This is a genomic window from Candidatus Syntrophosphaera sp. (assembly GCA_019429425.1).
In the GTDB taxonomy this organism is placed as follows: Bacteria; Cloacimonadota; Cloacimonadia; order Cloacimonadales; family Cloacimonadaceae; genus Syntrophosphaera.
This window is the reverse complement of sequence record JAHYIU010000004.1, coordinates 1-14,459: the sequence shown is the minus strand read 5'-3', so window position 1 is coordinate 14,459 and position 14,459 is coordinate 1. Positions and strand designations below refer to the sequence as shown.

Annotated in this window: 6 protein-coding genes; 1 reads left to right on the top strand and 5 read right to left on the bottom strand. The window is 55.5% G+C overall.

Features of this window, described 5'->3' with window-relative positions; translation table 11 throughout:
* Nucleotide 1: 1 nt before the first annotated feature.
* The 3 genes from gmk to K0B87_00765 form a co-directional block, all read right to left on the bottom strand.
* Nucleotides 2-619 carry a guanylate kinase gene (gene gmk / locus K0B87_00775; GenBank protein MBW6513281.1) on the bottom strand — a complete coding sequence of 206 codons (618 nt, stop codon included), beginning with the start codon at nucleotides 617-619 and terminating at the stop codon, nucleotides 2-4.
* Nucleotides 620-629: 10 nt separating this feature from the next.
* Nucleotides 630-1,010 (bottom strand): glycine cleavage system protein GcvH, encoded by a 381-nt coding sequence (gene gcvH / locus K0B87_00770; protein ID MBW6513280.1) that lies wholly within the window; start codon nucleotides 1,008-1,010, stop codon nucleotides 630-632.
* Between the two features lie 100 nt (nucleotides 1,011-1,110).
* Nucleotides 1,111-3,783, bottom strand: coding sequence for a hypothetical protein (locus K0B87_00765; GenBank protein MBW6513279.1), 2,673 nt, complete (start codon nucleotides 3,781-3,783; stop codon nucleotides 1,111-1,113).
* Between the two features lie 193 nt (nucleotides 3,784-3,976).
* Between K0B87_00765 and K0B87_00760 the strand changes: the two genes are divergently transcribed.
* Nucleotides 3,977-4,831: a pyridoxamine kinase gene (locus K0B87_00760; protein ID MBW6513278.1), complete on the top strand. Its 855-nt coding sequence runs from the start codon at nucleotides 3,977-3,979 to the stop codon at nucleotides 4,829-4,831.
* A gap of 403 nt (nucleotides 4,832-5,234) precedes the next feature.
* Here the strand turns inward: K0B87_00760 and K0B87_00755 are convergent, their stop codons facing one another.
* Complete coding sequence (locus tag K0B87_00755) at nucleotides 5,235-12,116, bottom strand: choice-of-anchor D domain-containing protein (protein MBW6513277.1); 6,882 nt, start codon at nucleotides 12,114-12,116, stop codon at nucleotides 5,235-5,237.
* A gap of 195 nt (nucleotides 12,117-12,311) precedes the next feature.
* On the bottom strand, nucleotides 12,312-14,459 hold a 2,148-nt coding region (locus K0B87_00750), incomplete at its 5' end, for a hypothetical protein (GenBank protein ID MBW6513276.1).

Below are 14,459 nucleotides of genomic sequence, written 5' to 3'. Positions count from 1 at the left end.
TCTACTCCTGGTTCAGGAAGCCCTGGACGGGCTCCAGATAACGGCTGACGCGGTTTTCCTCCGCTCTCACGATGGCCAGCACATCCTGCACGGCGGTGGCCAGGCCGTCATTGACAACCAGGTAATCGTAGGCAGGGATGTATTTCAGCTCGTCACGGGCGATGGTCAGCCGCTTTTGGATCTCCTCCGCGGAATCGGTCTCGCGCTTGACCAGACGGTCGCGCAGAACCTCCATGGAGGGCGGAATGATGAATATCTTCACATAGGGTATGGCTGTGGCGCTGATCTGGGCCGCGCCCTGGACGTCGATGTCCATGATCACGTGGTGGCCTGCCTCCAGGCGACTCTGGATGAAGCTGATGGAGGTTCCGTACCAGCGGCCGAAAACCTGGGCGGTTTCCAGAAAATCGCCGGCTTCGCGGCGCTGCAAAAACTCGCCCTCATCCACAAAATGGTAGTGCCTGCCGTTCTCTTCCTTGCCCCGGGGCGCGCGGGTGGTGTAGGAAACCGAATAGTCGATGTCTTCCGCGGCCTTGAGGACCTGGTTGAGAATGGTGCTCTTGCCTCCTCCGGACGGGGCCGAAAGGATGATGAGGAAGTTTTTGTTTTTGGCTATCACCGCGGATCGCTTAGGATTCGGTCAGTTTGCCGTATTCCAAGGGGCTGAGCAGGTTTTCCAGTTCGTCGGGGTTGCTGAGGCGCACCTTGTAGAGCCAGCCCTCTTCATAGGGGGATTTGTTGATCAGATCGGGGCTTTCCTCAGCTTCGAGGTTTTTTTCTTCGACCTTGCCGCTGACGGGGCTGTTCAGGTCTTCTGCGGATTTGACTGCTTCGATGGTGCCGCAGGGCTCGTTGGCGGAAACCTTTGCGCCCACCTCAGGCAGCTCCAGAAAAACGATCTCTCCCAGTTCGTGCTGGGCAAAATCCGTGATGCCGACAGTGGCGAGGTCATCCGCCACGCGCACCCATTCATGGCTTTCAGTGTAGTATAAGTTATCGGGAACCAGCATGTTATCCTCCATGACTCAGGTATTTGTGATATTTAGGCCAAGTCTTGGCAGGGCGTTTTTGTGTCAAGGATAAGTTCTGCATTCCAATCCGGGCAAGGCTTCACAATCCCAGGATCAGCGCCACGAGCTCTTCGCCTTCCTTGTTTTGGCTGTAACGCACGCCGAGGTTGAGGGAGAAATTGTACAAGAGCGAAAATTCGGCGATCAGCTCGGCGCCGTAGGAATAGCGGACGTTGCTGTCAACCTTGTCTCCGGGGAAGGCATGGTCGTAGAAGAGGCCGAGGTTTACATCCTCGATGTAGATGTTGGGGTTCCAGATCCCATCGCGGATCTTGAGGATGGGGGCATACCAGGAATTGCTGAGCTGCACGCCTCTGGTCTGGTTCCAATCGCTTTCGTAGCCGCGCATTGGGGCAAAAACCTCATCCGGGTCCGCCTTGGGATCATGGGCGGCAAACACGCTGTGGCGGAATTCCGTGGAGAGCGGGGCTTTCCAGCGCAGGTTGGCCAGGCCCTGCCAGCCCAGGCGGTCTTTATCTGTCTCGATCAGCAGGGAGTTTTTGGTCTGGAGCCGGGCTCCCCGGGCGGCGAAGTTCAGCCCCACGAAGGGATCCCAAACCTGGCGGGCCATATTCTCCGAAGCCGTGAAGCCAAAACCAGCCCTAGCTTCCGTTAGCCCGTAATTCTGCCTGCGCAGCAGGGGAACGTATTGTACGGATTTGAGGGACTTTCCATCCAGGTCGGAGTATTCCAGCGTGTGCTTGACCGGGCTGAAGAAGTTGTTCTCCAGGCCCAGATTGAAGCCCCAGTCTTCATTTTTCACGTCATACAGCACCGTCGCGTACCACATCGGGAAATCGCCGACCACGTCCGTGCCAGCCATCTGGACGCCCACGATCAGCTCGTCAAGTTCTCCGTCCCCGTTCTTGTCCGTGGCGTCGATATAGGGAAAGCGGTACAGCCGCGGCCAGAGCATGTGGCCGATGTTTTTGGCGTAGGAACCGGCTTGGATGGGGTATTTGTTCAACACCCGGCTGCTGCTGGCGCTGAGCCGGGTGTAGGAGGGGCCAGCGGTTTTGGCCTGAGGAAGGGAAAAACTCTGGAGCTTGAGTGGATCCTGATAGACGTCGTAGCCCTGGGCATTGATGGAGAGGAAATAGGTCTTGCCGCGGACCTCGACCGCGTCCTTGATCTCGGAAAAACCAGCCAGCCTCTGGATCTCCCCGCTGTCCAGCTTGTAGATATAGGCCCCGTTCTTTCCGTCATAGACAGCGTTGAAGGCCAGATCGTTGCCCCCGACCCAGGAGACTGTTTCCAAACTGGCTGTGTTGACCAGAGGGGTGAGGGCCAGAGTGTTCAGGTTGAGTTCATAGATGCTGTTGTTTTGCCAGAACCTGCGCGCGGTGACGAAGATCCGGCCCTGGCTGGCGTGGATCGTGCCGACCAGGTGGTCCAGGGTGCCGCGCAAAGTCTTTCTGGGCGCGGATCCCGAGATCTCATAAAGCTTGGTGTTTTGGTGGGTCTCATCATCCTCGGCCACCAGGAAACGGTTTCCCCCCAGGTGGCAAAAAGCCCGGATCGGCCCGGCAAAGAGCTTTTTCCGGTTTCCTCTGGACAGGTCCTGAACCCAGACCTCGGTGATGATTCCCAGGCCGTCGAAATCGTTGTTGGCATAGCCTGGTTTGAACTCAGAGCGGCTGTAATAGAGCTTGTTTCCGGAGATCTGGTAGCCGGCGGTGAAATCCGAGCCTTGTTCAATGACGACTTCTGCGCTGGCCTTGGCGCTGAGGCCGTTTAACCGCATCAGCCGGTAGCTGGAAAAGCCACTGGAGGGGCCGGTCTTGGCGGTCTTGCGCTGGATGTAGTAAAGCGCGCCGTTGTGATGGGTGAGGCCTTTCTTGGTCCAGCCGTCTTCGGTGAGCTTCTGTTTGGGCAGGGGGGTTGATCTGTCGATGGTTTGAGCCTGCCAGTCGGACCAGAGTTCGCTGACGCTTTTACCAAAGGCGGTTTTGTAGGACCTATCCAGTGAAAGCGAGGAGGAGAGAGGGTTCAGATAGGAGGTGAGGGAAGCCGAGGTTTCGCCATAGAGGACGGCAAATTTATCCTCGCCGTAGGTATCGGACAGATATTGATGGAAGCTGGAGCCATAGACGTAATAGTTGCCCAGGGGGTCGCTATGGCTGTAATAACAAGCCTTTCCGGGTGAGGGGAGCCTGCCTTCGCGGGCCAGGGCATTGATGATGGCCGGATAGGTCCCGGAATTCAGTCTGCCCGTGTATTCCGAGAGCTGTGATTCCCCGTAAACAGTGATCCCCTCAGTCATCCACATCGGCTGGTAGAGATTGGGATAGAGGATGTTGCCGAACAGGGCGCGCAGCAAAGCCGGCTCTCCGGAAGTGCGGGTCATCTGGGCCATGTGGATGTATTCATGCACCCCCACGAACTGCCACCAATCCTCTCCCAGAGCGAGTTCGCCCGAGGATGGGGGATAGGCGAAGAGGCCCATTTTGGCGCCCACCGGGTTGGCATAGCCGTTGACCATGATCCCCATGTCGGAAAGGACGACGGGAACCCTGGCGGGCCTGTGCCCGGTCAGGCTTTCCACGTAGGGGCGGCTGAATTCCAGGGCCTGGAGGATGTTCTTGGCCTCGGTTTCCCAGCCCTTGCGGAAATAGACCTCAAAATCGGGAGTGGACAGAGTAGTGTAGTTCGCCCAGGCGCTCAGCAGCAGCGGCGCCATAACCATAAGCAGGGCAAGCGTTTGCTTCATCATAGGCCGGATGATCCTCCTGAAGATCTGATTTTTTACAATGCTAAAAGCAACCATATTGCTGTCAAGGACAAAGAGCAAGGCGCCGTCCACCAAGCCCACGGTTTTACATCTGCCTTTCCGGGCGAAATAGTGCTTGACCAAAAGCGGCCTCAGCCCCATATTGCTTAAAACAGACATCCACAGGTTTGAAGAGATGATAAACAACAGCTGTAAAAGGATCCTGGCGATCCAGGACCTGAGCGGATTCGGCCACACCTCGCTGCTGGCGGAGATCCCCATCATGTACCGTCTTGGGATCAGGGTTTGCGTCCTGCCCACGGCGATCCTTTCCGCCAACACGGATTATCCGGACGCCCATTGGGTGGACATGGATCCCCATCTGGAGCGGCTCGCAGGCCACTGGAAGGACCTGGGCCTGCGCTTCAGCGCCATCCACAGCGGCTTTCTCTCCTCGGCGCGGCAGGCCGGCCGGATCGCCGGGATCATCGACCAACTCCGGGATGAGGGCACTTTCGTGCTGGTGGACCCGGTTATGGGAGATGGCGGAAAGCTGTATTCCTGCTTTGACGCGGGCATTGTTCGCGCCATGCGCGAACTGGTGGGCAAGGCGGACCTGATCACCCCGAATTATTCCGAAGCGGCCTGGCTGGCGGGGGCAGACCCCTCAGCCGGTTTCGATGATGCGACCTTCCTGGATTGGTGCCGCAGGATAAGCGCCCTGGGGCCCAGGCAGATAGTCGTCACATCTGTGCCGGGAGATGATCCCGGACGTTTGGAGGTGCGCTATTTCAATTCCGGCGACGGGACCCTGAAAAGCTATCCCTACATCATCCGCGGCGGAACCTATCCGGGAGCCGGAGATTGTTTTGCCGCCTTCGTTCTGGCCGGAGTTGTCAACGGTTATGAGCTGACCGATTCGATCCGCGCTGCGGTGGAGATCATGTCCCTGGCGACAGGGTTGGAGCCCTCCCTGGGCCACGACTGGAGGGAAGGCATCGAACTGGAGCAGGTGTTGGATTTGGATTTGGAGATCTATTACAGGATCTGAGGGAACAACCGTTTAAGGTGGTCATGATAAAGATATGAGCCCCGGAGGGGCGACAGATCATAGCGTTGGGCGCGTCAGCCCCACGTATTGGAAGTGGAAAGAGAGCCGAAAAGATTATTGAGTCCCGGAGGCCGCGATAGATCTTATCCCGAAACGTTTATTTTTCCTTTACTGGCCAGCTTTCAAGCTATTTTCCCGCCGGTTTCCATCCCCTATGGCTCCCCTTATCAATACGGTGTCAATACGGACTCATTACGGACAAAGTCCGTAATGAGTCCGTATTGACACCGTAATGATAAGGAGGGCGGTGAACATTGGAGAATGAGGAAAAAACCGGCCCCGCCTTCCTCATGCCAAAGCACGGGTGGGACGGGGCCGGTCATGCCCAAGGGGCTTTAAGTTATCAGTTCTTCCGGACGGGCGGATTGCTTACCGCAACCACCCTGTAGAAGGCTTTTCCGGAAACCTGGGTGTCCTCGTAAGAGGTCAGGGTGGTGGAATCCAAGTAGACAAAGGTGCCGTAGGGATCGGCTGACCGGTAGATGTGGTATTCGGTGGCGCCTGTCACGCTGCTCCATTGGATTGTTACTCCTGTTGCGGAACTCGTGATGCCCGTTATCTCCGGAACCGGAATGGTGGTGGGGATCACGGTGACGATCACTGTGTCCGAAGCTTCGTCAATGCCGTCGCTGACGGTGAAAGTGAGCGTTTCCGTTCCGCTCCAGCCGGGCGTGGCGCTGAAGGTGACGATGAGGTTGTTGATGTCCACCAAGACGTTCGTATTGCCGCTACAGGAGAGGACAAGGGCCTGATTGTTCAGGTCGTTCACGTAGGGATCGAAATCCACGATCAGGGTCCCGCCTTCATCGAAGCTGAATTCATCCGGCAGGACGATGGTGGGCAGGCTGTTATTCACATTCAGGTCAACCTCGACCTCCACTTCCGGATCGTAGGGATCATTGGAATTGATCAGCAGGGTGGTGTGATAAGTTCCAGGAGACATTCCTGACGCGGAAAAAGAGCCCGTAACGGTTTGGCTGCCGCCGGGAGCTATGTTTCCTGAGGTTGGATTGGCGCTAAACCAAACCACCGAGGGCGATTCCGTGATCGAGAAGCTGAGGGTCTGGCCGCCGGTATTGCTGATAACGAAGCTGTCCGTGCTTTCCCCGCCGTAGTCCAGAACGCTGGCCAAGGAGTCGGTATTCAATGAGATGGCCGGGGGAATGATGCCGCTTCCGCTCACCGGGATGCTCACACTGGGGTTGTTGCTGTCGTTGCTGGTGATGGCCAGATTGCCAAGATAGATCGCCACGGCGGTGGGGGCGAAGGTGAGGTTGAAGGTGCTGGTGGCGCCGGCCGCTACATTATAGGCGAGGGTGTTGCGCTGGGATTTGCCGGCCGGGGCTGTTCCGAGGCGAGATTCCGCATCCCTGGCTGCCAAGGCAACGCTGTAGCCAGTTGGGGTGGTGATATTGCCGGTGAGGGGTTCATCGCCGGTATTCTGGATCGTGAACTGCTGCACGGCAGTGGTTCCAACCTCAACAGCGCCAAAGATTATGGAGGTGGGGTTGACCGTGATGTGCGGGCCGGTGCTGATCGGCTGAAAGCCCAGGCGGATGTTGTAGCGCCGGTTGACCAATACGCCGCCGGAAAAGACGTTTGTCTGGTCCGATTCCTCGCTCCAGGCGAATCTGTAGCCCGCGTTCATGGTCGTGTATTGCTGGGTTCCCGAGTAGTCAGACACTGGCAGGGTGCCAAAGGCGGTATCGACCAGGATGTTGTCCGTTCCGTTCCAAATGAAGGGTGTGGTGAAAGACAGCATGTCATAGCCGCCGGCGGTGGGCATGTAGGAAGTATTGGCATAGACGGTTTCCAGAGCATCCGCGGAGTGCCAGATCGATGCATCATTGGCCGTTGTATGTTTCAGGCGGACCAGGAAATTCGGTATGTTCATGGCCGGGGACGCCACAACATTGAATCCCATCTGGGTAAGCAGGGCCGGGCCCGTGATTCCCGCGGCATTCAGTTCCGCCGCGGTGTATACCAGTTGGCCGTGCACACTGCGGTCGGAAATGTTGATCGGCGCGTTTTGGGAAGTGGTGTTCACATTGGTGCCAGAACCCAGCACCACATAGGTGATCAGGCTGGGCGTGGCCGTGGCTGTGTTTGAGGGGCCGGATTCACCGGCGGGATTGGTGTATAGTGTGGTCACGTAATAGGAATAGGTAACTCCGTTGGTCAGGCCGGTATCCTGGTATGAGGTCCCGGTGACCGTGGTGATGGGAGTTCCGTTCCGGTAGATCCTGTAACCGCTGACAGCCCTTTCTGCTGAGCGGGCAAAAAGCTCTTCCTCACGCCCCGCGGCGGCATTCCAGTTCAGGTTGACGAGGGCATAGCCCCCCACCGCGGTCAGGTTCGTGGGCGGATACATGTTCGGAGTGGCGGTCACAGTTTCGCTGGGATCAGATTCACCCTCAGGATATACAGCTTTCAGGTAATAACTGTAAGTGGTGCCATTGGTTACGGCCAAGTCGGTGTAGGAAAGTGAGGTGACCGTCGTAAGCAGCGAAGAATTGCGGAATATTTTATAGCTGGAGGGAACCCCTGAAGCCGGGGCCGACCAAGTCAGAAGCACTGATTGGTGGCTTGCCGTGGCGGCCAGGTCCTGTGGCGGCAGGAGCATGTCATAATCCGGGAAGACCTTGAGCCGGAGATTGGGTAGCAGATTACTGGCTGAAAGGTTGGTGGGGGCGGAATAATCGCTGCGGTTGGCGCGGGCCCGGTTGGTTGGAGTGGTGGTGTAATTCCAGCGGGGGTAATAGCTTATCCACTGTTGATAGCCTTTCACCATCAAGATGGCGAGATTGGATATCCCGTCATAAACGAACATCGGATTCAACTCCACTTCCATCCAGCCTGAGGCCGCATTATTGGGATAGGATCCGCTATAGACCAATGTGTATCCGGCCGTGCTGTAATCCCCAGAAGTGAGGGTCGAGGCGGTGGTGTTTTTCATATAGATGGATACGGCATCGATGGGGTTCATGTCCGTGCCAGAGCCCTTGTAGATTGCCATGGCTTTCAATGTGCCGGCCATGCCGATCTCCGAGGTCAGGTAAATCGCTTCGTGGGCGGAGTAGTTGTAATACCTGTCCAGAGGATAGGTCTGGTTGTTGGTCCCGGTGCCGATGATCACTTCCAGAGGGGCCCCGACTTCCAAGTTCTCCGTGGTAGAAACAGTGACCGGTCCCGCGACCGCGGTGAAGTTCAGATGGACGAGGGTTCCGTTGGTCATGCCGGCTGAGGCGGTAATGTTGAAGCTGAGGACTTCAAAGTCTCCCGCGGCGAGGGCTGGGAAGGTGTCGGAACCGGTGTTGATGGTGATTCCGGGGGTTGAACAGGTCAGGGTGGCGGTTCCCGCCAGGGAGGGTATCTGGCCGATATTGTTCAAGCGGATGGTGAGGTTGGCAGTTTCGCCGGGATCGAGGATACCGTTTTGGTTGCCGCTGGAGTCATACACCATGAGGTCGCTGAAAGCCAGTTCCGCGACATATACCAGGAGAGGGAAATTGTAATTCCAGTTGCCGTCATCTCCAGTGATGTTCAGGGTGAAGATGATTGAGTGGTTGGCTGGGCAGTTTGGCGCTACTGTGACCGCGAAGTTGGTTTGGGGGTAGGCATTGCCCTGGGCGGCGATGAATCCGTAAACCGCGCTGGCGGACGTAATTGTGACATAGGGGTCGCTGGTGCTGAGGACCGCGGCCACGCCGGAGGCATCCACCAGCCCGCGGTTGCCCAGCCGGATGGACAGCTCGGCAGACTCACCGGGCTCCAGATGCTGGTTGGCGTTGGGATCGACGACAGTGACCTGTTCGATCGCGATATAGGGATAATCAGGGATCAGAGACCGGGTGGTGATGAATAGCGCCGATTCATGGCTCAAAGGCGCTGCGGCGGTGGGATATGAGTTATTGAAGGTGTATTCCAGGCCGACAGTCTCGGTGTGGTCTTCGATGCCTATCGTGCAGAAGTTTCCATGGGGATAGGAGTCTCCGGCGCCCAGGTCCACATTGTTGAAGATCTTGTACTGCAGCTTGATCTGGCCGTCGCCGGTGTGGGTGGGGTAAAACACAGGATCGTAGAGGATCGCCTGGAAAGTCTCCAAGCTGCCGTCATAACCGGAGACCATGTTGTTCCACTGCACAATGTAATAGTGGAGGGTGGGGTTGTAATAGGTATAGACGCCGCTTCCAGCGCCGATCTGGAGGTCATCCCAGAATACGGCGATCATGGGGCTGGGGCCACCGGCATCCGGCAAGCGCCAATTGCGCCAGTCCGAATCCGTGGTGGAGCCAAAGGCGATGAAACCATTTGAAGATATGGAGGCCTGGGAGTAAGTAACCCCGTAAAAAGTGAAGGGAAAAGGCAATGTGACGGTCTGGATCGATACCGCGCCCACCTGGTCACCCTCGTCGTGAGAAACTCCGGGATCGGTCAGATTCAGAATGGTCCCGGAACCTCCCTCGGCCGGGGCGATGCCGATCCAATCGTAAACCGGGCATTGGTCGTAGGCGGTGTCGCCTTCGTCAAAGATGAAATAACCATAGGCGTCCTGCCCCAAAGGGTCGGTGACGGTGGTCTGGCCAATCGTGACAGTGAGGCTCAGGATCTCTTCGTAGCCGTCGGCGTTGTACACGCGCAGGGAAAGAGGAATAACCATCCCGTCAACGCAGGTGCTGCGGGCAAACACGGTGAATGTGTCTGTGCTGTTGGTAGCGGAAGATCCCTGGGAGATGCTGTTGAAGAAACCCAGGGTGTCCGGCACCGTAAAGAACATGTCATGCGAACTAAGGATTCCATACACTCCAGGCAGGTCTGCCGAGCCTGTATTGGTGAGGCTGAAGGTCATTTCAAACTGGTCTCCGGGGAAAATGTGATTACCCGTGGAACCGACGAACGAGTAGCTTTGAATTTCCAGTTTTCCGCTGTTTACCACGACAGGCACATAAACCGTCCAATCTCCCGCAGTGCTTTCAACAGACATTTCCAAGACTATCTGATGCTGGTCGGGACAACTGGGATCGATGGTAAAGACAATGGCGTTGAGGTTCAAGCCGGTATCTCCGGGGGCGATGTCGTCATATTCGATCCGGTTGAAACTGATGAGGCCCACATAGGGGTCGTTGCAGGTCACGTCTGCGGTCAGCAGTACGTTTGAGGTAGTCGTGTTTTTCAGGCTAACGTAGAGCTCGATCGTTTCACCTGGATTGGCATAGCCGTCTGAGTTGCCGACGGAGGAACCGTCCTGGTCGTCATCGACGGCCATGTCGTCATAGACCACTCCGCCAACCGTGTTGATGCTTATCGTCTGGGAAGCCGGAATGAAGCCATCTTTATTCACGGTGAGGTTCAAGCTTCCGGAGAGCGTGCCAGGTAATTCCAGCATCGCGAAACCATCCGCGTTGGTGAAAGCCAGGACCTGCAATCCGGAAGTGTTGGTCAGGGAAACGGAAACACCTTCCACGGGCTGATTGATGGAGTTCCTCACAGTAACCCCCATGTTTGCGGTGCCCGCAGCCAGGATGTCCGGAGCTTCGATGCTGAAACTGGAGGGCATTCCGACGTAGACGGCGGCGCTGGGATCGCCCATGATGTTGCAATATCCGGCAAAGTTGTAGGCCTGGGTCGCATTGCTCACTCCGTAAACAGCATTGAGATACAGTTTTCCGTAGAGCATTGCTTCGCCCATGTCCCTCATTCCGAGAGGATAGATGCCGTGGAAGATGCCCACATCCAGGCAATTGTTCATCGGTGTGTGGGTGCTCGAAGTAGCCATGCCTATAGCTGTGACCGCTCCGCCCAGGGTGGCTGCGGAACCGTATCTCACCACTGCTTCGGTCGTGCTGGTTCCACTTCCGAAAGTGCCAGTGCTGCAAGTTATGAACACTGCGTGAAACAACCTGTAGGCGTTGTTCATGGAGCTCATGGTGGAAGGCCAGCCGCTCATGCCGATGTAGCCACGATAGTTGTAAAAGGCCACGCCCTGGTTGATCGCCGCGTTGATCGTGGCCGAACTGGGGCTGGAACCGTAGACCTTGGTATAGGTGTAATCCGGGTTTACATGCAGGGACGTGTCGTAAATGTATTCATTGGTGTAAATGGTCGATATCCCTGAAGAGGCTGAATCTCCCACCAGGACCATTTTGTTCAGCCAACTGGCGGTATCGGGATTCAATTGCTGCTCAAACGAGCTGATCTTGGCCATGTAATTGATCATCTGCTCTGTGGTTTCCACTGAAATGCGGCCGATGATCACGTCGCCCAAGTTGTCCCCGCCGGCCAGCCAGGTGTAATAATAATCTATATAACTGTTGTAGGTAGGGACAGCCATGCTGCCGGTGACGTCACCGATCAGGACAATGTAATCCGGCCGGGTGGCCAGATTGTTGTATTGATTCTGGATATATGTCTTGATGGCGGTGTAGGTGGTCCCGGCCGTGGCGGTGCTTACGGAATTGACAATGAAACCCTTCTGCCTCTTCCAATTCACATATTCATTTACCTTGTTGAGATAGGCCGTATCGCTGTAGTTGCCGTAGATGACCAGCATGCGGGGGCTGCTGTAAGTTAGGGTGCGGTCCGTCATTTGGTCGTAATTGAGGATCAGGCCGCGGTAGATCCTCTCAAAAGCGCTGGAATAGCTTTGCGGGGGAGCGATCTCGTTGAGCGAAGGGCTGCTATTAAAATCGATCCTGATATCCACGTTCTGGCGGACTATGAGCTGCCTGCTGGCCTGATCGTATTGGAAGGGATAGATGTTGAGGCTCACCACCCGGAAATCGCGCAGTACCTGAGGTTCGGAGATGAGGACCTGGTCCGCTGGGTACAGCTCTGATGCGTACCTGCCGTTGTTTCTTTCGGCAGTGAGAGCCGCGTCGAAATCCAGCCTGACCTGGTCGCTGGATTGCGACTCGCTGCCCAGCAGATTGAGAGAAACGCCGCCACTGTAGGGGATCGCGACCATGGTGGCAAAAACGGGCAGGGTTTCCTCTTCATCGATGAAAATATACTGAGCGCCGGCGACGCTTACCTTGTGCAGGGTTTCGCCTCCGCGCTCAACTCTTTCCAGCTTCCACTGGGGCAGATCGAACCTGATCTGGATTCCGTCGCCGGAACTTCTGGTGATGCTGAAGGCGGATTCCGCCTGCAGTGTTTGGGAAAACAGGGACAGGGGAATCAATGCGAGCATGGCTATGGTCAGCCATATTGGATTGACTTTTTTCATACGAGAACCTCAATTGTAGATTGAAAATATTTGCTGAATGCCAAATGAAGCAAGCAGCGGTGCAAAACGTGATTTTTTTTGATCTTGGGCGTGAGGGAAAAATATCAGGACAGGAAAAAGCCTGGTTTCAACAGCCTTGCTTATGGCAAGAGGCTCGAAACCAGGCTCGGCAATTCTTTTGTTTTGGGATCAAGTTTATTTGAGCGGCGGATTATTGACGGCTATCACCTTGTAGAAGGCCATGCTATGGTCTTCGGCATCCTCAAAACTGGTCTGATTGGTTGTGGCGAGGAACAAGTAGTCTCCAAAAGGCTCAAACGCTCTATAGACATAATATTCAGTGGCATTGGCAACGGGCTCCCAAAAGATCGTTACTCCATAGGCAGACCTGTCGATCTGGCTGATCAGCGGCGTGCCCAAATAGTCCAGATTGACCGTAACCAAAACAGAATCATAGGAATAGGCATAGCCGTCATAAACCGAAAATACAATCTCCTCGGTTCCGTACCAGCCAGACATGGCAGTGAAGGTGACCGCCATGCCGTCAATTGAGACCAGGACATTGGTGTTTCCGCTATAATCCAGGATCAGGGCCTGAGCGTCAACATCATCCACATAGGGAGTGAAGTCAACAAGCAGGCTGCCGTTCATGTCGAATTCAAATGAGTCCGGAAGTACGATCGTGGGGGCCGTGTTGACGAAGTTGACCGTGACCGCCACTGTGTCGTAAGCATAGTCATAACCATCATAAACCGAGAAGCTGAGTTCCTCTGTCCCATACCAGCCAGACATGGCAGTGAAGGTGACCGTCATGCCGTCAATGGAGACCAGGACATTGTTGTTTCCGCTATAATCCAGGATCAGGGCCTGAGCGTCAACATCATCCACATAGGGAGTGAAGTCAACAAGCAGGCTGCCGTTCATGTCGAATTCAAATGAATCCGGCAATGCGATGGCGGGAATCGTGTTTACTACCTGTATCTCCACCCCGACAATCAACTGCGGAGTTTCGGGATCATTGGAATCAAGCAGCAGAGAGGTTTCATAGATACCGGGAACCATGCCATCCGCGGAGAAAGAACCCGTGGCCAATTGCGATGCGTTGCCGATAATAGTCCCGGACAGGGGCGCAGCGCTGAACCAATCCACAGCCGGGGATTCCTGCAGAGTGTAGGTGAGATCCTGGCTGCCCACATTGCTGATCGTGAAGCTGTCCGTGCCAGTTTCGCCAATGGTAAGAACTGTCGTTAAAGTGCCGTTGTCAATCGATATCGTGGGGGGGATGAAAGCGCTTCCAGTCACGTATATGTTGACGGTGGGCTCGTCCGCGTCGTTGCTGTTGATCACAACGTTACCATTGTAACTGCCCACTGCAGTGGGAGCGAGGGTGAGATTGAACACCGCTTCAGATCCGGCACCAATCGTGAAGTTGATCGTATTCCGATCCGTTCCTGCAGTTCTGAGGGTTGATCTGGTGATCTGGGCCGAGCGGGACTCTTCAGCAATGGAATAACCCGCGGGTGTGGTGATCGTCCCGGTTAGGGCCGCATCTCCAATATTTTGGATGGCGAAAGGAAGCACACTGATGCTGCCTGCCGCGAGCGCTCCAAAATCCATACTGGTGTGGGAAACAACGATCTCAGGGGCAGAGGGTTCTTCCACTAAAAATGTGAGTTGGACGTTCGGACGGTAACTTGAAATACTACCTCCAGAAAATACATTGGTCTGGTCGCTGTAATCATCGCGAACATAGCGATAGCCTGATGTTACTGATGTGTATTGGACAGTGCCAGATTGGGAATAGGCGGAAACTCTGTCGAAAGCTGTATCAATCACGATGTTGTCGATCCCGTTCCACAAGAAAGGAGTATCCAGAGTAAGCATGTCGTAGCCACCAGCAACAGGCATGTATGAATTTGAGCTATAAACAGTTACCATGCCAGTGGCAGTCTGCCAGCTTGCTACGTTTGTGGCTGTAGTATGCTTCATGCGCACGGTGAAACTGGGTAAAGCCAGATTGGGCGGGGTATTGACATAAAATCCCAATTCGGTGAATTCGGTTGGGCCAACAACTCCTGCCGAGTTCAATTCTGCAGCCGTGTAGACAGACTGGCCGTGCAGGCTGCGATACCAGATGTTTATGGGGCTGCCTTCCAAAGATCCGGTAAACAATGTACCGTTCCCCAGAATGACTGAGGTGACCGGATTGGGAGTGGCATAAACCGTTGCCGTGGGATCGGACTCTCCGCCGGTATACACAGCTTTCAGATAATAGGCATAGGTGGTGCCATTGACAACCGAGTTATCCGTGTAACTCAATCCTGCTACCGTGGTCAGCAGTGA

Coding starts and splice junctions, on each gene's coding strand:
- gcvH (MBW6513280.1), bottom strand. CDS start 1,010: ATGCTGGTTCCCGATAACTTATACTACACTGAAAGCCATGAATGGGTG.
- K0B87_00765 (MBW6513279.1), bottom strand. CDS start 3,783: ATGATGAAGCAAACGCTTGCCCTGCTTATGGTTATGGCGCCGCTGCTG.
- K0B87_00760 (MBW6513278.1), top strand. CDS start 3,977: ATGATAAACAACAGCTGTAAAAGGATCCTGGCGATCCAGGACCTGAGC.
- K0B87_00755 (MBW6513277.1), bottom strand. CDS start 12,116: ATGAAAAAAGTCAATCCAATATGGCTGACCATAGCCATGCTCGCATTG.